The 23702-nt window shown below is 73.3% G+C and carries 16 protein-coding genes; 13 read left to right on the plus strand and 3 right to left on the minus strand.

Annotated features, from left to right (window positions below):
- Positions 1-76 precede the first annotated feature (76 nt).
- The gene (locus AB0L74_RS19850; RefSeq protein ID WP_365653597.1) at positions 77-2971 is read left to right on the plus strand and encodes a vitamin B12-dependent ribonucleotide reductase; all 2895 of its coding nucleotides are present in this window, start codon (positions 77-79) and stop codon (positions 2969-2971) included.
- 131 nt (positions 2972-3102) lie between these two features.
- Here the strand turns inward: AB0L74_RS19850 and AB0L74_RS19855 are convergent, their stop codons facing one another.
- Positions 3103-3636, minus strand: a complete 534-nt coding sequence (locus tag AB0L74_RS19855) for a TerD family protein (RefSeq protein ID WP_365653600.1) — start codon at positions 3634-3636, stop codon at positions 3103-3105.
- Positions 3637-3788: 152 nt separating this feature from the next.
- Between AB0L74_RS19855 and AB0L74_RS19860 the strand changes: the two genes are divergently transcribed.
- The 5 genes from AB0L74_RS19860 to AB0L74_RS19880 all read left to right on the plus strand — a co-directional run bounded on the left by AB0L74_RS19860 (position 3789) and on the right by AB0L74_RS19880 (position 7960).
- Positions 3789-4394, plus strand: coding sequence for a YdbC family protein (locus AB0L74_RS19860; RefSeq protein WP_365653603.1), 606 nt, complete (start codon positions 3789-3791; stop codon positions 4392-4394).
- A gap of 130 nt (positions 4395-4524) precedes the next feature.
- Complete coding sequence (locus AB0L74_RS19865) at positions 4525-5184, plus strand: histidine phosphatase family protein (RefSeq protein WP_365653606.1); 660 nt, start codon at positions 4525-4527, stop codon at positions 5182-5184.
- Positions 5185-5196: 12 nt separating this feature from the next.
- Entirely contained in the window at positions 5197-6111 is a 915-nt protein-coding gene (locus tag AB0L74_RS19870) for an ADP-ribosylglycohydrolase family protein (protein ID WP_365653608.1), read from the plus strand.
- Between the two features lie 452 nt (positions 6112-6563).
- Positions 6564-7265: a ribonuclease HII gene (locus AB0L74_RS19875; RefSeq protein ID WP_365653611.1), complete on the plus strand. Its 702-nt coding sequence runs from the start codon at positions 6564-6566 to the stop codon at positions 7263-7265.
- A gap of 68 nt (positions 7266-7333) precedes the next feature.
- Positions 7334-7960, plus strand: a complete 627-nt coding sequence (locus tag AB0L74_RS19880) for a hypothetical protein (protein WP_365653614.1) — start codon at positions 7334-7336, stop codon at positions 7958-7960.
- Positions 7961-8342: 382 nt separating this feature from the next.
- Here the strand turns inward: AB0L74_RS19880 and AB0L74_RS19885 are convergent, their stop codons facing one another.
- Both AB0L74_RS19885 and AB0L74_RS19890 read right to left on the minus strand, forming a co-directional pair.
- On the minus strand, positions 8343-8954 hold the full coding sequence (locus AB0L74_RS19885; protein WP_365653617.1) for a hypothetical protein: 612 nt from the start codon (positions 8952-8954) through the stop codon (positions 8343-8345).
- Between the two features lie 364 nt (positions 8955-9318).
- A complete protein-coding gene (locus tag AB0L74_RS19890; RefSeq protein ID WP_365653620.1) occupies positions 9319-11484 on the minus strand; it encodes a RecQ family ATP-dependent DNA helicase in 2166 nt (721 codons plus the stop codon).
- Between the two features lie 232 nt (positions 11485-11716).
- On the opposite strand from AB0L74_RS19890, the gene AB0L74_RS19895 reads away from it, so the two are divergent.
- The 7 genes from AB0L74_RS19895 to AB0L74_RS19925 all read left to right on the plus strand — a co-directional run bounded on the left by AB0L74_RS19895 (position 11717) and on the right by AB0L74_RS19925 (position 23679).
- Positions 11717-13615 (plus strand): DUF4192 family protein, encoded by a 1899-nt coding sequence (locus AB0L74_RS19895; protein ID WP_365653623.1) that lies wholly within the window; start codon positions 11717-11719, stop codon positions 13613-13615.
- 288 nt (positions 13616-13903) lie between these two features.
- Positions 13904-16162 carry a glycogen debranching N-terminal domain-containing protein gene (locus tag AB0L74_RS19900; protein WP_365653625.1) on the plus strand — a complete coding sequence of 753 codons (2259 nt, stop codon included), beginning with the start codon at positions 13904-13906 and terminating at the stop codon, positions 16160-16162.
- 131 nt (positions 16163-16293) lie between these two features.
- Positions 16294-17052 carry an NUDIX hydrolase gene (locus tag AB0L74_RS19905; protein WP_365653628.1) on the plus strand — a complete coding sequence of 253 codons (759 nt, stop codon included), beginning with the start codon at positions 16294-16296 and terminating at the stop codon, positions 17050-17052.
- A 160-nt stretch (positions 17053-17212) separates the two neighbouring features.
- Positions 17213-19630, plus strand: a complete 2418-nt coding sequence (locus AB0L74_RS19910; protein ID WP_365653632.1) for an ABC transporter ATP-binding protein — start codon at positions 17213-17215, stop codon at positions 19628-19630.
- Positions 19631-19793: 163 nt separating this feature from the next.
- Positions 19794-20681, plus strand: a complete 888-nt coding sequence (locus AB0L74_RS19915; protein ID WP_365653635.1) for an FCD domain-containing protein — start codon at positions 19794-19796, stop codon at positions 20679-20681.
- A gap of 421 nt (positions 20682-21102) precedes the next feature.
- Positions 21103-22632, plus strand: a complete 1530-nt coding sequence (locus AB0L74_RS19920) for an RNA polymerase sigma factor (RefSeq protein ID WP_365653638.1) — start codon at positions 21103-21105, stop codon at positions 22630-22632.
- A gap of 189 nt (positions 22633-22821) precedes the next feature.
- Positions 22822-23679, plus strand: a complete 858-nt coding sequence (locus tag AB0L74_RS19925) for a serine protease (protein ID WP_365653642.1) — start codon at positions 22822-22824, stop codon at positions 23677-23679.
- The last annotated feature ends 23 nt before the right edge of the window (positions 23680-23702 follow it).

Consider the following 23702-nt stretch of genomic DNA (forward strand, 5'->3'; position numbering starts at 1 on the left):
CGGCACCAGACAGAACACCGTGCCACGGAACAAACGGGGCACTTCAGGGCGTTTTCGCCCGTACATGGGAGGCGGCATGACAGAGACGGCGAGCGGTCCGGCACGGAGTTCCCGAGCCAAGAGCCCCAAGGCGGGCAAGGGACTGCGTATCGAGCGCATCCACACCACCCCTGGGGTCCACCCCTACGACGAGGTGGCCTGGGAGCGCCGTGACGTCGTCATGACCAACTGGCGCGACGGCTCGGTCAACTTCGAGCAGCGCGGCGTGGAGTTCCCCGACTTCTGGTCGGTGAACGCGGTCAACATCGTCACCAGCAAGTACTTCCGGGGCGCCGTCGGCACCCCGCAGCGCGAGACCAGCCTTCGGCAGCTGATCGACCGCATCGTGAAGACGTACCGGAAGGCCGGTGAGGACCACAAGTACTTCGCCTCGCCCGCCGACGCGGAGATCTTCGAGCACGAGCTGGCCTACGCCCTCCTGCACCAGATCTTCAGCTTCAACAGCCCCGTCTGGTTCAACGTGGGCACCAAGCAGCCCCAGCAGGTCTCCGCCTGCTTCATCCTGTCCGTCGATGACTCCATGGAGTCGATCCTCGACTGGTACAAGGAAGAGGGCATGATCTTCAAGGGCGGCTCCGGTGCCGGCCTGAACCTCTCCCGGATCCGCTCCTCCAAGGAGCTGCTGTCCTCCGGCGGCAACGCCTCCGGCCCGGTGTCCTTCATGCGGGGCGCCGACGCCTCCGCCGGAACGATCAAGTCCGGTGGCGCCACCCGCCGGGCCGCCAAGATGGTCGTCCTCGACGTGGACCACCCGGACATCGAGGACTTCATCGAGACCAAGGTCAAGGAAGAGGAGAAGATCCGCGTCCTGCGCGACGCGGGCTTCGACATGGACCTGGGCGGCGACGACATCACGTCCGTCCAGTACCAGAACGCCAACAACTCGGTCCGCGTGAACGACGAGTTCATGAAGGCGGTCGAGGAGGGCGGCAAGTTCGGCCTGCGCGCCCGCATGACCGGCGAGGTCATCGAGGAGGTCGACGCCAAGCAGCTCTTCCGCAAGATCGCGGAGGCCGCCTGGGCCTGCGCCGACCCGGGCATCCAGTACGACGACACCATCAACAACTGGCACACCTGCCCCGAGTCCGGCCGGATCACCGCGTCGAACCCGTGCAGCGAGTACATGCACCTGGACAACACGTCCTGCAACCTGGCCTCGCTGAACCTGATGAAGTTCCTGAAGGACGACGGCAAGGGCAACCAGTCCTTCGAGACCGAGCGCTTCCAGAAGGTCGTCGAGCTGGTCATCACCGCGATGGACATCTCGATCTGCTTCGCGGACTTCCCGACCCAGAAGATCGGCGAGAACACCCGCGCCTTCCGCCAGCTCGGCATCGGCTACGCCAACCTCGGCGCCCTGCTGATGGCCACCGGCCACGCCTACGACTCCGACGGCGGCCGCGCCCTGGCCGGCGCCATCACCTCCCTGATGACCGGCACGGCCTACCGCCGCTCCGCCGAGCTCGCTGCGGTCGTCGGCCCGTACGACGGCTACGCCCGCAACGCCGACGCCCACCAGCGCGTCATGAAGCAGCACGCCGACGCCAACGGCACGGCCGTCCGCATGGACGACCTGGACACCCCGGTGTGGGCCGCCGCCACCGAGGCATGGCAGGACGTGCTGCGCCTGGGCGAGAAGAACGGCTTCCGCAATTCCCAGGCGTCCGTGCTCGCCCCGACCGGCACCATCGGCCTGGCGATGTCCTGCGACACCACCGGTGTCGAGCCCGACCTCGCGCTGGTCAAGTTCAAGAAGCTGGTCGGCGGCGGCTCGATGCAGATCGTCAACGGCACCGTCCCGCAGGCCCTGCGCCGCCTGGGCTACCAGGAGGAGCAGATCGAGGCGATCGTCGCCCACATCGCCGAGCACGGCAACGTGATCGACGCCCCCGGCCTCAAGCAGGAGCACTACGAGGTGTTCGACTGCGCCATGGGCGAGCGCGCCATCTCCCCGATGGGCCACGTCCGCATGATGGCCGCGATCCAGCCGTGGATCTCCGGCGCCATCTCCAAGACGGTCAACATGCCGGAGACGGCGACCGTCGAGGAGGTCGAGGAGATCTACTTCGAGGCCTGGAAGCTGGGCGTCAAGGCGCTCGCCATCTACCGCGACAACTGCAAGGTGGGCCAGCCGCTCTCCGCGAAGAAGAAGGACGTCGCGGAGGAGAAGAAGGCCGACGAGCAGCCCGCGGCCGCCGAGCCCAAGGTCGAGAAGGTCGTCGAGTACCGCCCGGTCCGCAAGCGCCTCCCGAAGGGACGTCCCGGCATCACCACGTCCTTCACCGTCGGCGGTGCCGAGGGTTACATGACCGCCAACTCCTACCCGGACGACGGTCTGGGCGAGGTCTTCCTGAAGATGTCCAAGCAGGGTTCGACCCTCGCGGGCATGATGGACGCCTTCTCCATCGCGGTCTCCGTCGGCCTTCAGTACGGCGTGCCGCTGGAGACGTACGTCTCGAAGTTCACCAACATGCGCTTCGAGCCGGCCGGTATGACGGACGACCCGGACGTGCGGATGGCGCAGTCGATCGTCGACTACATCTTCCGCCGCCTGGCGCTGGACTTCCTGCCGTTCGAGACGCGTTCGGCGCTCGGCATCCACTCCGCCGAGGAGCGTCAGCGCCACCTGGAGACCGGCTCGTACGAGCCGGCGGACGACGAGATGGACGTCGAGGGCCTGGCCCAGTCGGCGCCGCGCGCCCAGGAGCTGAAGGCCGTCGCCACGCCGAAGACCGAGTCCGAGGTGGTCAAGCCCGCGCCGAAGCAGGCCCACACCAGCGCGGAACTGGTGGAGATGCAGCTGGGCATCCAGGCCGACGCCCCGCTGTGCTTCTCCTGCGGTACCAAGATGCAGCGGGCCGGTTCCTGCTACATCTGCGAGGGCTGCGGCTCGACCAGCGGGTGCAGCTGACCCCGGACGGCCGCCCGGGGGCGTGGATGCCCCGGGCGGCCGGACCGGCGGGTGACGCACGGTAAGACGAAGGGCGCCGGCGGTAACCGGCGCCCTTCGCGCTGTCGCGGTACGCCCGGGCGGGCCCGCCGTCAGGACCGCCGCACGGTGCCCATGGTGCCGGTGAACGTGGCGGGGTCGCCGTCGAAACCGTGGACGCCGCCGCGGAACTCCCATACACCGGTGGCGTCGCGCACGAACTCCGCCACCGAGGCCGCCGTCGCCCCGAGGACCCCCGCGAAGTCGTCCTGGGCCAGCTCGGTGTAGCCCTCACGGATGCGGAGTCCGGGACGGGGCACGTCGGCGAACGTACGCCGTCCGGGGCGCTGCTGGATGACGACGCCGGCCACCACGCGCGCGTAGCGGGCGTCGAGCCGGTTCAGCTCCAGCGTCATGACCTCGTCGAAGCCGAAGCCCTTGCCGTCCCTGCTGTCACGGTCGAGGTAGATCGTGCCGTCGGGGGAGCGGCTGTCGAAGTGCACCACATAAGCGGGATCGCCGTACGGCTCGCCCGCCGGGTAGGTCGCGGCGACGATGTCCAGATCGACGGGCGGCTGCCCCGCGGGACTCGGGTCCCACTTCAGCGCGATCTCGACCTTGCCGATGCCCTTGCTGAGGCCGTTCACAGACCTTTCCCCTTCCCCGGTCCCGCCCTGCCGGTCCACCCCAACTGCCGGACAGCCACGGCCGGTCGTCCATCCTGCCACGCCCGGGCCCGCGCGGGAGCGGTCCGCCGGAGCGTGACCTGTGCCACCCGCCGGGGCCTTACCATGGCGCGGTGCTGGTCAAGTGGATTCGCTGCACCGTGGTGGACCGCCGGGGTTTCGAGCGGGGGCAGCGGAAGTGGGCGGGGCTTCTGGGGGAGCCGGGGTTCCGGGGACAGGGCGGAGGCTGGAGCCGGGGGCGTCCCGACGTGGCGCACATCTTCTCCTTCTGGGAGAGCCGCGCCTTCTACGACTCCTTCATGGCGCGCTCCCACGACCGGCTGGCGGCGGCGCAGTCGGGGACCTTCAAGGCCGCCCAGACCAGGCTGTTCGACCACCGTTTCGACGTGAAGACCGGCTTCCAGCCGCGTTTCTCCGACGCCGACCTGCTGCGGGTGGCGCTGTGCCGCGTGCACGAGGCGCGGGCCGAGCACTTCGTGCTGATGCAGGAGAAGGTCTGGAACCCGGCGATGGCCGGTTCGCCCGGCATGGTCCGGGGCCTGTTCGGCGAGGCGCCGGGGAACGAGTACCTGGTGCTGTCGATGTGGCGGTCGGCCGCCGAGCACGGCAAGTACCGCACCGAACGCGTGGAGCGGCTCGCGCTGCGGGCGCAGACGGAGGCCGACGTCGCCGCCCTGACGGGCGACATCGTGGAGCTGGAGCCCTCCTGGACGGTCTGACGCCGGCGGGCGGCCGGGCCCGGTAGGGCCGCCGCCCGCGGCAGGGCCCCGCACCCGGCAACCGAGTGACCCGCGCCGCACCGGCTCGTTCGCCCGCTCGTTCGTCCCCCGACCGGTCTAGGGTTTCCGCATGGCACGACCACGGCGCATCGTCCTTGTCCGGCACGGCGAGTCGACGGGCAACGCCGACGCCTCCGTGTACGAACGCGAACCCGACCACGCGCTGGCCCTGACCGAGCGGGGCCGGCGGCAGGCCGAGGAGGCGGGCAGGACGCTGCGCGGGATCTTCGGCCGGGAGCGGGTCAGCGTGTACGTCTCCCCCTACCGCCGGACGCACGAGACGCTGCGCGCCTTCCGCCTCGATCCCGCCCTCATACGGGTCCGCGAGGAGCCGAGGCTGCGCGAGCAGGACTGGGGCAACTGGCAGAAACGCGAGGACGTGCGCCTGGAGCAGGCGTACCGGGACGCCTACGGCCACTTCTTCTACCGCTTCTCCCAGGGCGAGTCCGGCGCCGATGTGTACGACCGGGTCGGTGGCTTCCTGGAAAGCCTGTGGCGCAGCTTCGAGGCCCCCGACCACCCGCCGAACGTCCTGCTGGTGACGCACGGGCTGGCCATGCGGCTGTTCTGCATGCGCTGGTTCCACTGGACGGTCGCGGAATTCGAGTCCCTGGTGAACCCGGGGAACGGAGAGTTCCGGATGCTCGTTCTCGGCGAGGACGGCAAGTACGCCCTCGACCGGCCCTTCGCGCGGCGCGGGGATCCGGAACCGTACGGAATCACCGGATAGAGTGGCAGAGCGATGACCGCTGACTCCTTCTCCGCCGGGCGCCTGGAGCGCGCCCTGGCGAGCCTGCGCGGGCTGTCGGTGGGCGACGCGCTCGGCTCCCAGTTCTTCGCGCCGGTGAACTACCCGCTGCTGCGGCGCCGCGAGCTGCCGCCGGGGCCCTGGCGGTGGACGGACGACACCGAGATGGCCTGCTCGGTGGTGGCCGTGCTGGCCGCCCACCACCGCGTCGACCAGGACGCGCTGGCCCAGTCCTTCGCCGCTCACCACGACCTCGACCGGGGCTACGGACGCGCGGTCAACCGCCTGCTCCGGCTGGTGCGCGAGGGCGGCGACTGGCGTCGGCTCTCCGCGGCGCTCTTCAACGGCCAGGGCTCCTGGGGCAACGGTGCCGCGATGCGCGTCGCGCCGCTGGGCGCCTGGTACGCGGACGATCCCGAGCAGGCGACCCACCAGGCGGAGATCTCCGCCTACCCCACCCACCAGCACCGGGAGGCCGTGGTCGGCGCCATGGCCGTCGCCGCGGCCGCCGCGCTGGCCGCCGCGCCCGACGGCCCGCCCCGCTCCGAGGCGCTCCTGGACGGCGTGATCGCGCTGGTGCCGAGGAAGAGCGCGGTGGGCGCGGGACTCAGACGCGCTCGCGACATGCTCGACTACGGGGACGCCACCACGGTCGCGGCCGTACTGGGCTGCGGACGCCGTACGACCGCCCACGACACCGTCCCCTTCGCCCTGTGGTCGGCCGCCCGCGCCCTCGGCGACTACGAGCGGGCGTTCTGGACGACCGCGCAGGCAGGCGGGGACGTGGACACCACGTGCGCCATCGTCGGCGGGATCCTCGCCTCCGCGCAGGCCGCAGCGCCGCCCGCCGCGTGGGCGGAGCGGACGGAGGGACTCCCGGACTGGGTGCCGGCGGCGGCCTCGGCCTGACAGCGGCCTTGCGGGGCTCTCCGTCCGCGTCGGGCACTCTGGGCGCGTGAGGCGATGTTCTGCCTGACCCTGGTTCGCTCGTCGTGCGATCCATCATTCACGACCGCGACAGCGAGTACGTGGAGCGCTTCCATGCCGCGATCTTGGAAGGGGTGGCGGAGCTGGCGGCCGGGATGCTCCGGTAGCCCATTGCTCCCGGAATTGGCGGGGAGAGGTCCGGCCGGACGCGACTGATCCGTAACGTCCGCGACGCGATTCCCGGTGTGATTACGCACCAATCGTAAATTAGCGATTGCGAATGATCGGATGTCGGGCCGGAAGGAATGATCGACCGGCCGATGATTCCGGCGCTGCGGCGCGACGGTGTCCGAACCCCGCGCCGGAGCCCCGCGAAGGCGCTGGGGGAACCGGGGTGTCGAAGGGCGACCAGGGCGGCGTAACCTAGGGGCGCCATGCCGTACGAACCACCTACTCACACCGTCGAGCGCTCCCTGCGCGCCACGACCGGAGCGAAGGTCATTGCCGGTGTCGACGAGGTGGGGCGCGGCGCGTGGGCCGGTCCCGTCACCGTCTGCGCGGCGGTCACCGGACTGCGCCGTCCCCCGGAGGGTCTCACCGACTCCAAGCTCCTCACCGTCAAGCGGCGCACCGCGCTCGCCGAGGAGCTGCGGAAGTGGGTGACGTCGTACGCGCTGGGGCACGCCTCCCCGGAGGAGATCGACGATCTGGGGATGACGGCCGCGCTGCGCCTGGCGGCCGTGCGTGCCCTGGAGGCGCTGCCCGTCCGCCCCGACGCGGTCATCCTCGACGGCAAGCACGACTATCTCGGTACGCCCTGGAAGGTCCGTACGGTGATCAAGGGCGACCGGTCGTGTGTGGCGGTCGCGGCGGCTTCGGTGATCGCCAAGGTCCAGCGCGACAAAATGATGGCCGAACTGGGTGCCGACCATGCAGACTTCGGTTTCGCGGACAATGCCGGGTATCCGTCGCCCGTGCACAAGGCCGCACTGGCGGAGCGGGGACCCACCCCGTACCACCGGTTGTCGTGGGCGTATCTTGATGGGCTGCCCCAGTGGCGGCACCTCAAGAAGGCCCGCAGCTGGGCGGAGGGAAACGTTCCGGAAATCGAGGGCCAGCTCGGTTTCGATTTCTGACGATTCCGCTCGTACGTATGTGCCACCCGCTGACGCGAGCCGCACCAGCGTTTGATAAACATCAGCTTATGCCTCTCATTCCCGAGGAGCCTCAGATTCACGAGAGTGCCCAGGGTCCCCGCGCCACTCCGGCCAGCGGCCGCGTCGCGCCGACCCCCCGCCCCGTTCCCGGCCCCCGTCCCGCGGCTCCGTCGCGTCCCGGTCGTCCCGGGCCCGTCCGGCCCACGCCGCCGGTGCAACGTACGCCGCGCGATGCGGCGGCCAAGCCCGGACCATCGGGTCCGGCCGCACCCGCCGCCTCCACCACCCCGCAGATCCAGTTGGTCCCGGCCACGGCCGCGGGTGCCCTGGACGCGGCCGAAGAGGCCGTGGATCTGCTCCTGGAGTCCGGCCGTGCCCCCGGTGACGTACTGGTGATCACCACCGGTGAACCGCACCCGTGGGCCGCTCACGAACTGTCCTTCGGCGAGGCCGCCTACTGGGCGCAGCACGACGCCGGCGACGACGTCTTCTACGCGGACGCCGCCGTCGCGGAGCGAGCCGCCCCGCGGCCCGTGGTCGTGGTCGCGCTCAACGGCGGTTCCGAGGCCGCGGCCGCCACCGCCCTGTCGTTGGCCCACTCCCGGGCCGGCGGCCTGCTGATCGTCTGCGGTGATCCGCAGCGGATCAACGCGGCGCTGGGCGCGGGCGTCTGAGCCGGCTCCGCCGCGTCCGGGAGGACGGTACGGCGTGACGCCGGGGCGAACCCGAAGGGGGGTTCGCCCGGTGTGCGCCGGGCCGGTGGCGGGGCGTGCGCAGGCCCGTGCCGCGCAGGGGGCGGTGCCCGGCGTCGCCGGGCGTGCCCGGCCGCCCGGAGGTTCTCCGGGCGGGGCCGAGGCGCCGGTCTCCCGGCGGTCGCGGTACGGACGCCTGGCGCCGACGGTACGGGCCGCCGTACCCGGCGTGTCTCGCGCGCGTCTTGTGTACCGTGCTTGCCTTGCCTGCCTTGCCTGCCTTGCCTGCCTTGCCTGCCTCGCGTGTCCTTCGTCTGCGAGGGCCGACGCCGTGCGCCCGCCGGCGAGTCGCGGCCGGAACGGCTCAGCGGGCGGTGGCGCGCAGAACCTCCGACGAGGCGCCCCCGGCGCGCGGCGGCGGGGGCGGTGCCGTCGACAGGGCGAGCGGCTCCGGTGCGGACCTCGCGTTGGGGCGACGGCCGCCGCGGCCCTCACTGAGAACCCGCCAGCCCTCCCCGGTCAGTGTGATGTACGCCCCGCAGCGCAGCCCGTGCAGCGTGCACGCGTCTCGCAGGCCCCACATCCACGCGCCGTCCTCCTCCGTCCAACGCCCCTCGCCCTCACGGCAGTAGAGCAGTACGGCGGTGCGCACGGGCGTACGGCGCCGCAAGTCGTGCGGGATGACCCGGCGGAGCTGGGAGAGCAGCACGTTGCGCAGCATCCATCCGTCGGCCGGGGCCGGGCGGGCGGCGAACGAGGCGCTGGCGCGCAGTCGTTCGTCCGGGTCGAGCACGGCCACGATCGCGGTGGCCGGCTTCGGGTGGTGCCGGGCGTGCAGTCCGCTGACGACCTCCCGGGGATTGCGCAACAGGGGGATTCCGGCGGCAGCCCACTCCGCGGGTTCCAGCACACGGTTCGCGGAAGCGGCTGGGGGCGACAACGATGCCGTCGAGGACGAAGCGAATCCGAAGGTCACGTTCCTCCCTTCGGCTACGCGCCCACACTGCGGGCGAGGTCGGATTCGGGAGCGCGCGCACCGCAGTGAAGCCCTGCCTGATCACGGACGAGCCGTGCGGGGAGCGGACTTCGATTCTTCCTGTCGAACTGGGTTGCGGCAACGAGCAATTAGGACCGTCGACCGGAATCGGGCGATGCAGGTTATATATCCCTACCCAGGTCATCGCTGTACGAAGCATGTATGAAGCGGGGGAGCGAGGTGAGGGAGCGCTGCCCGGGGCACGGGTCACCGGCGGGTGGTACGGGGTGCTGGACGCGATCTCCGGGCGCGTACGGGTACGGAGTCGCGTCCGGGGGCGCCCCCGGACGCGACCGTCGCGGACTCACCCCTGTACGGCCAGCACCAGGGGCAGCACCCCCGGTGCGCCGGCGCGGCGGAGCATCCGTGCCGCCACGGCGAGGGTCCAGCCGGTCTCGGTGAAGTCGTCCACGAGGAGGACCGGCCCCCGCAGGCCGGCGAGCGCGGTGGCGAGCGCGGGCGGCACCGTCAGCGCTCCGGTGAGGGCCTTGAGACGCTGGGCGCTGTTGCTGCGGGACACGCGGGGCGCGTCAGCCGTGTACTCGACACAGCCCAGCAGCGGCAGGCGGCCGACCTCGGCGATGTGCGCTCCGAGTGAGCCGACCAGTCGCGGGCGGGTGCGCGAGGCCACGGTCACCACGCCGACGGGACGCGGGGGCGCGTCCGCCGCGCCGGAGGCCCAGCCGCCGGGTCCCTTGGCCCAGTCGGCCAGGACATGCACGACGGCCTTCGCCACATCCTCGGGCACCGGCCCGTCCGGAGCCTGGGGAGCCAGCATCGGCCGCAGCCGATTGCCCCAGCCGATGTCGGACAGCCGCCCCAGGGCCCGGCCCGGAGCCGCCTGCTCACCGGCAGGGATACGTCCCTTGAGGTCGACACCGACCGCGGGGAGCCCGGTCGGCCACATGCGGCGCGGCTCCACCTCGACACCGGCCCGGCCCAGATCGCCGCGGGCGGCGTCCAGCGCCTCGGCGGACGTGTCCGCGGTGAACCGCGGGCCGGCGCAGTTGTCGCAGCGGCCGCAGGGCCTGGCGGCCGTGTCGTCGAGCTGGCGTTGCAGGAACTCCATGCGGCAGCCCGTCGTGGACGCGTACTCGCGCATCGCCTGCTGTTCCGCCTTCCGCTGCCGCGCGACCCAGTCGTACCGCTCGGCGTCGTAGGTCCAGGGCCGGCCGGTCGCGGTCCAGCCGCCCCTGACGCGCTTGACCGCCCCGTCCACATCGAGCACCTTGAGCATGGCTTCCAGGCGGGAGCGGCGCAGCTCCACCAAGGGCTCCAGGGCGGGCAGCGACATGGGGCCCTCCGCGCGCGCGAGGACGTCCAGCGTGCGGCGCACCAGTTCCTCCGGCGGGAAGGCCAGGGAGGCGAAGTACTCCCAGATCGCCTCGTCCTCCCGGCCGGGCAGGAGCAGCACCTCGGCGTGCTCGACACCGCGTCCCGCGCGGCCCACCTGCTGGTAGTAGGCGATGGGGGAGGAGGGCGAGCCGAGGTGCACGACGAAGCCCAGATCGGGCTTGTCGAATCCCATGCCGAGCGCGGAGGTGGCGACCAGGGCCTTGACCCGGTTGGCGAGCAGATCGTCCTCGGCCTGCTGCCGGTCGGCGTTCTCCGTCTTGCCGGTGTAGGAGGCCACGGTGTGACCGCGCTGCCGCAGAAAGGCCGTGACCTCCTCGGCGGCGGCCACGGTGAGCGTGTAGACGATCCCGGAGCCCGGAAGGTCGTGGAGGTGGTCGGCGAGCCAGGCGAGCCGGTGCGCGGCGTCCGGCAGCCGCAGCACGTTCAGACTGAGGCTCTCCCGGTCCAGCGGGCCGCGCAGCACCAAGGCGTCCGAGGTGCCCCCGGTGCCGAGCTGCTCCGCCACGTCGGCCGTGACGCGCGCGTTGGCGGTGGCGGTCGTCGCGAGCACCGGCACGCCCGGCGGGAGGTCGGCGAGCATCGTCCGCAGCCGCCGGTAGTCCGGGCGGAAGTCGTGGCCCCAGTCGGAGATGCAGTGGGCCTCGTCCACCACCAGCAGTCCGGTGGCGGCGGCGAGCTTGGGCAGCACCTGGTCGCGGAAGTCCGGGTTGTTCAGCCGCTCCGGGCTCACCAGGAGGACATCGACCTCGCCCGCCGCGATCTCGCTCTGCACCGTGTCCCACTCCTCGGTGTTGGAGGAGTTGATGGTCCGCGCGTGGATCCCGGCGCGGGCCGCGGCCTCCACCTGGTTGCGCATCAGCGCGAGCAGCGGGGAGACGATCACGGTCGGGCCGCCGCCCCGGGCGCGCAGCAGGGCCGTCGCCACGAAGTACACCGCGGACTTGCCCCAGCCCGTGCGCTGCACGACCAGGGCCCGGCGCCGGTCGGCGACCAGCGCCTCGATCGCCCGCCACTGGTCCTCGCGCAGTCGGGCCGCGCCCGAGGGGTCCCCGACGAGGCGGGCGAGGACGGCGTCGGCGGCGGTCCGGAGGTCCGCGTTGCTCGTGTGCTCCATGCGTTCCATACAACAGGACGGGACTGACAACCGGAGACCGCGGGCGCGGTCTCCGGCCGGGCGCGGTCGTGCGGCCGGGAACGGCGGGCGTCCGTGTCCTGCGGGCAACGGCGGGTGTGACATCCCGCGGGCATCCGCGTCCGCGTCCTACCGGACGCAGCGTTGGCATGCCCCTGATCGGACTTATCCACAGGTCAAAGCGGAAGCCGGCGATCCGCGAGATCGTCGGCGCATGACGAACCACAGCGAAACGACGGGCCCCTCCGACAACGACGGCATCGCCGGGCCACACCGGGCGGATCAGGTCGCGTGCACCGCGTACGTCGGACACGGCGCCGAACACGAGGTCACCCTCCGCACTCCGGCCGAACTGGCGGATGCCCTGCCCTATCTGCTCGGGTACCGCCCGGAGGACAGCATCGTCCTGGTCGCCCTGCACGACCGGGACGGACGCGGCCGCTTCGGCGGCAGGGCCCGGCTGGGCATTCCCGCGAGCCCGGACGACTGGCCGTCCGCAGCCCGGCAGCTGGTCCACGGGCTGATCACCGGCAGCGAACGCCGAGGGGCCCGGCCGGGGCAGATGGTCGCCTACGTCTGCCAGGAACCGCCCCCGGGCCGGTCGGGACGCGACGTGATGGAACGCCTGCGGCCACTGGTGCAGAAGCTGCGCGTCGAGTGCGGCGCCCTCGACGTCCCGGTGATCGAGGCGCTGTGCATCTCCGACGGCCGCTTCTGGTCCTACTGCTGCGTCGGCGGGGCCTGCTGCCCGGTCGAGGGCACCCCGATGGGCCTGCCGGGCACGTCGGTGCTGGCCGCCGCCGCGACCTACGCCGGGATCCAGGTGCGCGGATCACTGAGCGAACTGCGCGGCAGGCTGCTGCCCCGGGAGAACTCCGCCGCCCTCGACCAGGAGGCCGCCCTGGACGTGGCCGGCATGACGCTGGTCCCGAGGATGCTCGACCAGGCGAGCCGCGCGGACGTGGCCGAGGAGACACTGGCGCTGGCGGCGCGGGTCATGGGCCGTCTGGCCGCGGCCCGGGCCGTGACCGGAGCGGTCACGGCGGACGCCCGCGATGACGAACTGCTCGCCCATGACGAGGCCGCCAGGCTGATCCTCGGCCTGCAAGACCGTACGACGCGCGACCGCGCGGCCGAGTGGATGGAGGGCGACGAGGCGGGACCCGCCCTCCGGCTGTGGCGGGCGCTGGCCCGGCGCTGCGTCGGGTCGTACGGCGAGCACGCCGCCGCGCCCCTCACGCTGGCCGGCTGGGTCGCGTGGTCCACCGGTGACGAGATCGAGGCCCGGGAGGCGTTGGCCATGGCCTTGGGCGCGGACCCGGACTACCTGTTCGCACGTCTACTGCATCAGGCGTGCAACGAGGGCCTCGATCCGGAATCGGTGCGGCGCTGCCTGCGCGCGGAGCGCGGCGACCGCGGCGACACCGCCGGCGCCGCGCGATCGCGGGCGGACACCGGCAGGCCGGCGGAGCACCAGGCCGCCGAGTCCGGTCCCGATCCCGAACCCAAGCCCGAGTCGGGGCCGGACCGGGTGCCCGCGCCCGATGTCCTCGCACCCGCGCCCATGCCCGCGCCCATGCCCGCGCAGGCCCACGCACCCGCGCCCGGGGCCCTCGCGCCCGAGGACCCCGCCTCCGTGCTCGACCCCGCGCCTGCCCCGGAGCACACGCCCGTGCCCGGACCCGTGTCTGCGCCGAACCTCGCGTCCGCGCCCGACCCCGTCACCGCCTCGGAGCCCACGCCTGTGACCCACCCCACGCCTGGGCCCGACCGCGCCGATGCCCTTGGCCTCGCCCCCGCCCCCGACCCCACGCCGGTGACGGTCCCCGTGCCCGCCCTGGAGGCAGTGCCGGAGCGCCGGCGTCGTACGCGTTCGGCCGCCGCGTCCGACGGCACCGTGCGGCGGGTGAGGGCGCGGGGCCGCGACACCGGGGCGGACGGCGCGCGTCCCCGTACCCCGTCGGGCGGCCGCCGCCCGGGGGGCGCCCGGACCACGACCGCGCGTACGCGTACGGCCGGGACGGGAGGCCCGCGAGGGACGGGAGGGCCGCGCCGGGACAGGCGCCGGGGTGACGCGGGCGCGGACGGCAGCGGCACCGAGCGGAAGGAGTGAGGGACGTCCCGAAGCCGGCCAGGGCGTCCGCTTCCCGATCCGCTTCCCCGCGCGGTGCCGATCCCCGGGGCCGGGTGAGGCGCGGCCCTCGGCCTTGGTGAGAGGGCCGGGGCGATCGCCCGGCGGCGCCGCCGGGACCGCGGGCGTGACCCGGGGGACGCCCGTTCCGTTCACCTGAAAGGCGGAAGGCCCGGACGCGCCATGAGGCCGCGCCGCCCCGTCCGCCGACCTCGCCACTCCCGTACGGCGCCGTACCCGAGGCGTACCAAAGCGCAGAGGAAGCCCTCCATGCACCAGCCGACTCCGCCCTCCGCCACCGACGCCGGCCCCGACTCGGGCCGGGCCTCCCCGCCTGCCCCCGGTTCGCCCTCCCACGAGAGCTCGGCCGTGTCCGCGCCCAGGATCGGCGCGACGCCGCCCAGGGCTCCGGACCGGCGCGGAGCCCCGCCCCCGGCCGCGGTGACGGAACCGCCCCGCTCCCCGGTGCCCGGGACATCCGGCGGCAGGAGCCGGAGCCCGCGCCCGGCCGCCGCCCCGGGCGGTGTCCCGGCTCCCGCCCGGACGCCGGACGGGCCGACGCCGCCGGCTCCCGGGCCGCTCGCCGAGCTGCCGCCCACCCACACCGCCCTCGTCTGCGTCGCCCTGCCGGGCCTCGCCGTCTCCCTGGGGCAGGGACAGCTGACCGGCCGGGGGCTGGAGGGGTACTACCGCGGGGGACGGCGCCTGCTCTCCCGGTGCCTCCTCCGGGTGGCCGGGCGTGAACCCCTCGAAGTACAGGCCCGGATGGCCGGTGCCGACCGCGCTCGTTTCGTGGGAACGCTCCGCATATCGGCCCCGCCCGGGCCCGACCCCGACCTGACGGTCGAACGTATCCGGCACGCGGACGGTACGGAACGGATCACGCTGCACAGCCGCGCCTCCCGTCCGCTGCGCCTGCCGGTCGAGGTGGCCCTCGGCACCGATCTGGCCGATCTCGGGGCGATCGCCTCGGGCCGTGCGGGACCCGAGCTGCCCGCCGACGTCCATGCCGCCGGGCTGCGGTGGGCCGGCCGCGCCGGCACCTCGGTGGTCACGGCCGATCCGCCGCCGGCCGACGCGCTGGCCTGCGCGGGAGTGCTGCGGTGGGAGGTGGAACTGCCCCCCGGCGGGAGCACGAGCCTGGAACTGCGCGTGCGCCCGGAGGGCGCGGGGCCGCTGCGAGCGGTGGGCCGCACGGCGACCGGCTGGCCGTCACCCGCCGCCGCGGCGGGTGACGACGCCCGGGTCCCCGCACTCCTGCGGACGAGCCTCGACGACCTCCAGGCCCTGCTGCTGCGCGATCCCGCCTACCCGGCCGACCTGCACCTCGCGGCCGGGGCGCCCTGGCGCTGCGGACTGGCCCCCGCGGAGGCGCTCGCCGCGGCCCGGATGACGCTGCCCCTGGGCACCCGCCTCGCCGCGGGCACACTGCGCATCCTCGCCCGCGTCCAGCTCTCGGCTCCGGGGCCCCGGTCCGGCGTGATCCCCGGACCTCGGCGGGACGCCGGCCCGCATCTGCCACCCGGCTGCTCCGGCACCGAAGCGACCCTGCTCTTCCCCGTCGTCCTCGCGGAGGCCCGGCGCTGGGGGCTCTCCGAGACGGAGACGGAGCAATTGCTTCCGGCGGCCGAGCGCTGTCTGGACTGGCTGCGGGCCACCGTGGGCGACGGCCCGTACGTACCCGATCCGCGCCCCGACGGCCCCGTCCGCTGTGAGACACAGGCCCACGCCCACCGCGCCGCCCTGCTCGGCGCCGATCTCCTCGACTCCTGCGGCAGACCCGGGGCGGAGGAGCTGCGGCAGTGGGCCCAGCACCTGCGGACGGCGTTCCGGCGGGACTTCTGGACCGACGACCCCTCGGGGGGCCGCCCGGCGGCGGCCCGGACCCCGGACGGACGGCTCGTGCCGCACCTGGGCGCGGCAGCCGCCCATCTGCTGGACACCGGGCTGCTCGGCGGTGGCGAGCAGGCGCCGGGCCTCCTCGACAAGGCCCGGACGGGCCGCCTCGCCCGGCTCCTGAGCGGCCCGGCGATGGACACGGGCTGGGGACTGCGCGGCCTCGGCGCGAAGGAACCGGGTCACAACCCGTTCGGCCACCGGGCGGGGGCGGTCCGCGTCCAGGAGACGGCGGTCGCGGTCGCGGGCCTGTTCGCCGCCGGTCATGAGCGAGAGGGGAGTGCGCTGCTGCGGGGCGTACTGGCCGCGGCGGACGTCTTCGGCCACCGGCTGCCGGAGATGTACGCGGGGGAGCAGCGCACGGACGGCGGCGCACCGCTGCCCCATCCCGCGGCCTGCCGTCCCGCGGCCACGTCCGCGGCCGCCGCCGTACTGCTGCTGACCGCGCTCGCGGGCATCCGCCCCGACGCCCCGGCCGGGACGGTCACCCTGTGCCCCGTGCGCGGCGCGCCCCTGGGCGAGATCGGGCTCACGGGACTGCGGGTCGCGGGCGCGCCCTTCTCCGTACGGGTGAGCCGGCTCGGCCTGGCCATGGTCGAAGAGGCGGCCGGCGGACTCCTGCTGAGGTCGTGACCTCGTATGACGCGACACCACGCACGTCTGACGGGCGGACGGTGACAGGCGTGCCGCGGCGGAGCGGGCCGGGCGCGGGAGCGGTCGGTGAAGGGAGTGTTTATCGTCAGGCAGACGACTATGATCGCCGCATGCCCTACGACCCGTCAGCGTTCCCGCCCTTCGCCGTCACTGTGGACCTGGTCGTACTGACCGTGCGACGTCATTCCCTGTGCGCGTTGGCGGTGCGCAGGGGCGAGCCGCCGTTCCAGGGGCGCTGGGCCCTGCCCGGCGGGTTCGTACGGGCCGACGAGGACCTGGCCCAGGCGGCGGCGCGCGAGCTGGCCGAGGAGACCGGACTGCGCGTCCACGACCCGGCGGCACCGCTCGAGGACAACGGCGCCCACCTGGAACAGCTCGCCTCGTACGGAGACCCCGAGCGCGACCCGCGGATGCGCGTGGTCAGCGTCGCCCACCTCGCCCTCGCCCCCGACCTTCCCGCACCGCGACCGGGCGGCGACGCCGCCAACGCGCGCTGGGCGCCGGTCGAGGAACTGCTGGAGCAGGGAGGCCGCGGCCGGGACGGCGAACCGGTGGCGCCGCTCGCCTTCGACCACGCCCAGATCCTGGCCGACGGGGTGGAACGGGCCCGCTCCAAGATCGAGTACTCCTCGCTCGCCACGGCGTTCTGCCCGCCCGAGTTCACCGTCGGCGAGCTGCGCCGGGTCTACGAGGCGGTGTGGGGCGTGGCCCTCGATCCACGCAACTTCCATCGCAAGGTCACCGGGACACCGGGCTTCCTCGTCCCCACCGGCGGTACGACCACACGCCAGGGCGGCCGGCCGGCCCAGCTCTTCCGCGCCGGGGGAGCCACCCTCCTCAACCCTCCGATGCTGCGTCCCGAGGCGTGACGCCGTCCTCGGCGGCACGGTTCACCCGGTGATCCCGGGTCCCGGGGACGACGAGGGGACGGAAGGGGGAGCCGACGGCGATCCGGCCCGATCGGCCGCTGTATGCCAGACAGGCCCCAGGGTGCCCGAAAAATCGGATATAGCGCGCTATCTTGCTGCGGTGATCCAGGCCCTCGGACTGACCAGCAACCCCCGCAAAGAGCTTCCGCCCGCCGTCGACGACGTCTCCTTCGAGGCGACCGCGGGCCGCGTGACCGCGCTGCTCGGAGCACCGGGCGCCGGCAAGACGACGGCGCTCAGACTCATGCTCGAACTGCAACAGGGCCGCGGTGTCACGTACTTCAGGGGCCGCCCCCTGCACCGTATCGCCCACCCCTCGCGCGAAGTCGGCGTCCTGCTGGGCGATGTGCCGGGGCACCCGGCCCGCACGGTCCGCGGCCACCTGCGCATGCTGTGTGCCGCCGCCGGCGTTCCCGCGCGGCGCGCCGACGAAGTCCTGGAGGCGGTGGGTCTCGTGAGCCTGCGCGACGAGCGCCTCGGCACGCTCTCACGCGGCATGGACCGCCGGCTCGGCCTCGGCTGCGCCCTGCTCGCCGATCCGCACACCCTCGTGCTCGACGCCCCGGCCGACGGCCTCTCCACCCGCGAGGCCCGCTGGCTTCACGACGCCCTGCGCACCTACGCCGCCCAGGGCGGCACGGTCCTGTTCACCACGTCCGACCCCAAGGAGGCCGCGCGCACCGCCGACCGCGTCGTCACGCTGGAACGGGGCAGGCTCGTCGCCGACCAGGAAGCCGCGGACTTCGCCCGCACCCGGCTGCGTCCCCGCGTCGCCGTCCGCAGCCCGCACGCCGCCCGGCTCGCCGCGCTCCTCGCCAAGGAGGCGCGGACGGCGAGGCGTTCCGTCGAGGTGGTGCGCGAGGGCGGCAACCGCCTCTCCGTGTACGGCAGTACCTGCGCGGACATCGGCGAGACAGCCTTCCGGCACGGCATCCTCGTGCACCAACTCGCCGACGAGATCGGCGACATGGGCCCCGGCGCGGGAGCGGAGCCCCCGGCACGGGTGACCGCCGTTCACGACGGCCACGCGACCCACGGCCACGCGACCGACGGCCCTGGCGACGGCCAGGGGCTCTGCCCCGCGGCGGATCGGCGCGCCGAACCGCCCGCCGACGAGATCCGGGCCGGGCACGGAGCCCACGGGCGACCGCCGGCCGACGCCGCGCCGGCCGACGCCGCCAAGGCGCCGTCCGGCCGGGCGAACCAGGAGCGGGGCACCCCCGGCGAAGTCGAACGGCGTCCCGGCACCGGCCCGGCGCGAACCCCTCGGCCCGCCACCGCGCATCCCGCGCCCGCCACCGCGCGCCCGGTCGCGGCCTCCCCGGGTATCACCCTGCCCCCGGCCCGCGAGCCCTCGGAACCCGAAGTTCCCGGCACCGGCCCCGTCCCCGCGGACGCCGCCGCGCGCACGGCTTCCGTCCCCACCGACGCCGCCTCCGCGCAGCCCGCCGCGCCCGGGGCCGCTTCTGGACCCGCCTCCGCCGAGCCCGCCGCACCCGAAGCGGCTTCCGGATCCGACCCCGCGGGGACCGACGCGCCCGGGGCTGCTTCCGCCCCCGCCCCCGCCCGTGCCCACGCCGAGCCCGGGGCTGCTCCCGCCCCAGCGGACGCCACTGCCGCGCGCACGGCTTCCGCCCCCACCGGCGCCGTCTCCGCGAAGCCCGCCGAGCCCGCCGCACCCGGGCCCGCCCCCGCCCCTCCCTCCTCCCCCCTGCCCCCGCTCCCTCCTCCCATCTCCGTCCGGTCCGCCCCCAGCCCCCTGCGCCCCCTCCGCTACGAGATCCGCCGGGCCGCGGGCGTCGGCACCGGCTTCCTCACCGCTGCCGCCGCGCTCGCGGTGTCCGCGGTGACCGCCGTGCTCCTGGCCCGCGTCGGGCACACCCCGCAGCCGCGCCTGCTCGCCGCGTGGCCCCGGGAACTGCCGCTGCCGCCCGCCGCGGTCGGCGCGGGGCTGCTCGGCGCGCTGGCCTTCGGAGACGAATTCCGCCACCCCGCCCTGGCGGCGGACCGGGGCACCGTGCCCCGCCGGCTGGGGCTGCTCGCCGCCAAGCTCGCCGTCTCCGGGGCCTCCGCGCTGGCGCTGGCCGTGCTCACCGTGGGCTGCGACGCCGAACTGCTCTACCTGTTCTACGGACGGGAACTCCTCCGGGTCCCGGCCGACTGGCTGCCGCTCGGCGCGGGGTGGATCGGTCTGGTGGTCGGTTGCGCCTGGGCCGGCGTGCTGGCGGCCGGAGTCTTCCGCTCCACCACGGCCGGACTGGCCGGGGTCGTCGCCGTGCCCATCCTCGTCCTGCCGCTCGTACAAAAGGTCTGGGAGGGATCATCCGTGCGATCCGCGGCCGGTCTCCCGACGCGGCTGCGCGGGGTGTTCCTGAGTCAGTGGCCCTTTGGGGGAGAGCGCTATCTGGCCGCCGTGCTGCGCCTGCTCGGCCAACCCGTCGGAGGCGCGCTCACGTTGTCACTGACCGTCCTGCTCTGCGCTTATCTGCTCACGGCCCTGCGCGGCAGGGCCCGGTGACGGCCTTTCGAACCCGTCGGGAACCGGCCCTGTGCACAACTCCCCATGGAAAGTCCATTTCTTTCCGATAAGGCGTCAATTGCGACGAGGTGAGCGATCACCCTTTCGTGTGCTTTTCACCAAAGACCTCAAGGGAGTTGGAGACACCGCCGACAAAGGATGCGTGAGTACCCTTGCGCACACCATGATGACCGCCGCCCGCTCCGCAGACTCCGGCCTCGCGAGCCCGGGCGAACTCGACCGCTACCCCTACGCCGACGCGACCGCCGTCGATCGCGTCGGGGCTCCCGCCTGGGAAGGAGTGGATCCCGAGCTCGGCCGTGTGAGCCGGCGCGCCGCGGGCAGCCGCGGGCGCGGACTGCACGGGCAACTGGTCCAGCAGCTGGGTCAGATGATTGTCTCGGGCGATCTGGGTGCCGACCGCCCGCTGGTGCCCGAGGAGATCGGCCAGCGTTTCGAGGTGTCCCGCACCGTCGTCCGTGAGTCGCTCCGCGTCCTGGAAGCCAAGGGCCTCGTCAGCGCCCGCCCGAATGTCGGCACGCGTGTGCGCCCGGTCAGCGACTGGAATCTGCTCGACCCGGACATCATCGAGTGGCGGGCCTTCGGGCCGCAGCGCGACGACCAGCGCCGTGAGCTGAGCGAGCTGCGCTGGACGATCGAGCCGCTCGCGGCCCGCCTCGCCGCCGGGCACGGGCGCGAGGACGTCCAGCAGCGCCTGGCCGACATGGTGGGGATCATGGGGCACGCCATGGGGCAGGGTGACGCGCTCACCTTCTCCCGCGCCGATGCCGAGTTCCACACCCTGCTCATCCAGATCGCGGGCAACCGCATGCTGGAGCACCTGTCCGGAATCGTCTCCGCCGCCCTCCAGGTCTCCGGCGGTCCGGTCACGGGCTGTGACCGGCCGAACGAGGCGTCGGTGACGCAGCACGGCAGGATCGTCGACGCCCTCGCCGCCGGCGACGGCGCGGCGGCCGAGGCGGCCATGCGCCAGTTGCTCACGGTCCACCCCGAGGTGGAACGCGTGGTGCCCGCCCCGCGCGAGCACTGATCGCGTTCCGCGCAGCGGCGCGGCCGGAAACGCCAGCCCCCTCCTCTGGCGATGCCGGCCGGTGCGCCGTCGCCCGCTGGGCCCCGCAGAATCCCGTGATTCTGCGGGGCCCCGGTGGCCTGGTGCGGCGGAGGATCGTTTCCGGCGGCGGACCAGCGCTGTGATGCCCTATTTGTTCGTGTCTGGCAGCTTTCGAACGCTTACGGGGTGTGACTCGGGCCACGTGGAATGGGCGTAACGCTCGTGGAACCCACGCGATGACCTAAGAGGTGACAGCCGAGGAGGAATACGGACGCCGTTCACGGCGCTGTGCATCTCCCGGCCCCCGCCCGTGCCGTCGGCCCATTCCCAGGCCGGCGGTCGGCTCCTGTCCGCCCGGACGGGGCCGGAAGCCGTTTTCCAACGTTCCGAGAGGTTGTTCGTGTCGGCCAGCACATCCCGTACGCTCCCGCCGGAGATCGCCGAGTCCGTCTCTGTCATGGCGCTCATTGAGCGGGGAAAGGCTGAGGGGCAGATCGCCGGCGATGACGTGCGTCGGGCCTTCGAAGCCGACCAGATTCCGGCCACTCAGTGGAAGAACGTACTGCGCAGCCTCAATCAGATCCTCGAGGAAGAGGGTGTGACGCTGATGGTCAGTGCCGCAGAGCCCAAGCGCACCCGCAAGAGCGTCGCAGCGAAGAGTCCCGCCAAGCGCACCGCCACCAAGACGGTGGCGGCCAAGGCGGTGACCACCCGGAAGGCCACCGCGACCGCCAGCCCGGCGGCGCCCGCCGGTGACCCCGCCACCGGTGAGGAGGCGCAGAAGAAGGCGGCAGCCAAGAAGACCACCGCCAAGAAGGCCGCGGTCAAGAAGACCACCGCCGCCAAGAAGGCGGTGGCCAAGAAGACCACCGCCAAGAAGGACGACGTCGAGCTGCTCGACGACGAGGTGCTCGAGGACACCAAGGTCGCCGAGGAGCCGGAGGGCGCCGAGAACGCGGGCTTCGTCCTGTCCGACGAGGACGAGGACGACGCGCCCGCGCAGCAGGTCGCCGCGGCCGGCGCCACCGCCGACCCGGTCAAGGACTACCTCAAGCAGATCGGCAAGGTCCCCCTGCTCAACGCCGAGCAGGAGGTCGAGCTCGCCAAGCGCATCGAGGCGGGTCTGTTCGCCGAGGACAAGCTGGCCAACTCCGACAAGCTGGCGCCGAAGCTCAAGCGCGAGCTGGAGATCATCGCCGAGGACGGCCGCCGTGCCAAGAACCACCTCCTGGAGGCCAACCTCCGTCTGGTGGTCTCGCTGGCCAAGCGCTACACCGGCCGCGGCATGCTCTTCCTGGACCTCATCCAGGAGGGCAACCTCGGTCTGATCCGCGCGGTCGAGAAGTTCGACTACACCAAGGGCTACAAGTTCTCCACGTACGCCACCTGGTGGATCCGTCAGGCGATCACCCGCGCGATGGCCGACCAGGCCCGCACCATCCGTATCCCGGTGCACATGGTCGAGGTCATCAACAAGCTCGCGCGCGTGCAGCGCCAGATGCTCCAGGACCTGGGCCGCGAGCCCACCCCGGAGGAGCTGGCCAAGGAGCTCGACATGACCCCGGAGAAGGTCATCGAGGTCCAGAAGTACGGCCGCGAGCCCATCTCGCTGCACACCCCGCTGGGCGAGGACGGTGACAGCGAGTTCGGTGACCTCATCGAGGACTCCGAGGCGGTCGTCCCGGCCGACGCGGTCAGCTTCACCCTGCTCCAGGAGCAGCTGCACTCGGTGCTCGACACCCTGTCCGAGCGCGAGGCGGGCGTCGTCTCGATGCGCTTCGGTCTCACCGACGGTCAGCCGAAGACCCTCGACGAGATCGGCAAGGTGTACGGCGTGACGCGTGAGCGCATCCGCCAGATCGAGTCCAAGACCATGTCGAAGCTGCGTCACCCGTCGCGTTCGCAGGTGCTGCGCGACTACCTCGACTAGGCACCTGGCGCTCGGCGGTCACCTGGCCGCCGTATGAGACCGGCGAGGCCCGGTTCCCCGTGCGGGAACCGGGCCTTCGTGCTGGCCTGGCGAGGCTGGGGCTGTGCGCGGGGCCGTCCCGCGGATGCGGGAGACGGCGAATTGGATCACTCTTGGTGTTCTATGTCTATCCCAGAGTGAGGAGACCGCATGCGTCGCCCTGTTGCCCGCACGCTGGCCCGGGCGCTGGTCCTGGCCGCCACAGCGACCGCCCTGCCGCTGGGATCGGCCGCTTCCGCGGCCGCCGACGGCGTCGTCGTCGGGGGCTTCCCCGTCGATGTGTCCGACAGCCCGTGGGTCGTGGCGCTGTCCAGCCGTGACCGGTTCGGGGGAGCCCGGGCGGGCCAGTTCTGCGGGGGAGCGGCCGTGGGCCGCACCACGGTGCTCACCGCTGCCCACTGCCTGGGCGGCAAGGTCCTGGGGACGTCGGTGGCGCAGGTGCGGGACCTGAAGGTCGTGGCGGGCCGCACCGACCTCGGCACCACCCGGGGGTACGAGATCGCCGTCCGCGAGGTGTGGGTGAATCCCCGCTACGACGACGTCAGCAACGCCGGGGACTTCGCCGTGCTGACCCTCGCCCAGCCCCTCCCCGCCGGGTCGGCCCTGGCGATGGCCCCGGCCGGCGACGCCGCGTACCAGCCCGGCACCGACGCCGTCGTCTACGGGTGGGGGGACACCTCGGGCACCGGCGACTACGCGGACAGCCTGCGGGCGGCACAGGTGCGCGTGCTTCCGGATACGGCCTGCCGGAGCGCGTATCCGGACAGTGCCGAAGGCGCCTACCGTTCCGACAGCATGATGTGCGCCGGGGAGGTGTCCGGTGGCCGGGACGCCTGCCAGGGGGACAGTGGCGGGCCGCTGGTGGCCCGCGGGAAGCTGATCGGGCTCGTGTCGTGGGGGAACGGATGCGGGCGCTCGGACAGCCCCGGCGTCTACACGCGGGTGTCGGCCGTGCTGCGCGCGCTGGGCTGGGACGCCCCCGCGGCGGGACGGCGCGGCGGCTCCTGACGGGAGCCGGCCCGTCCGCCGGG

Source organism: Streptomyces sp. NPDC052020 (genome assembly GCF_040680575.1).
Taxonomy (GTDB): domain Bacteria; phylum Actinomycetota; class Actinomycetes; order Streptomycetales; family Streptomycetaceae; genus Streptomyces.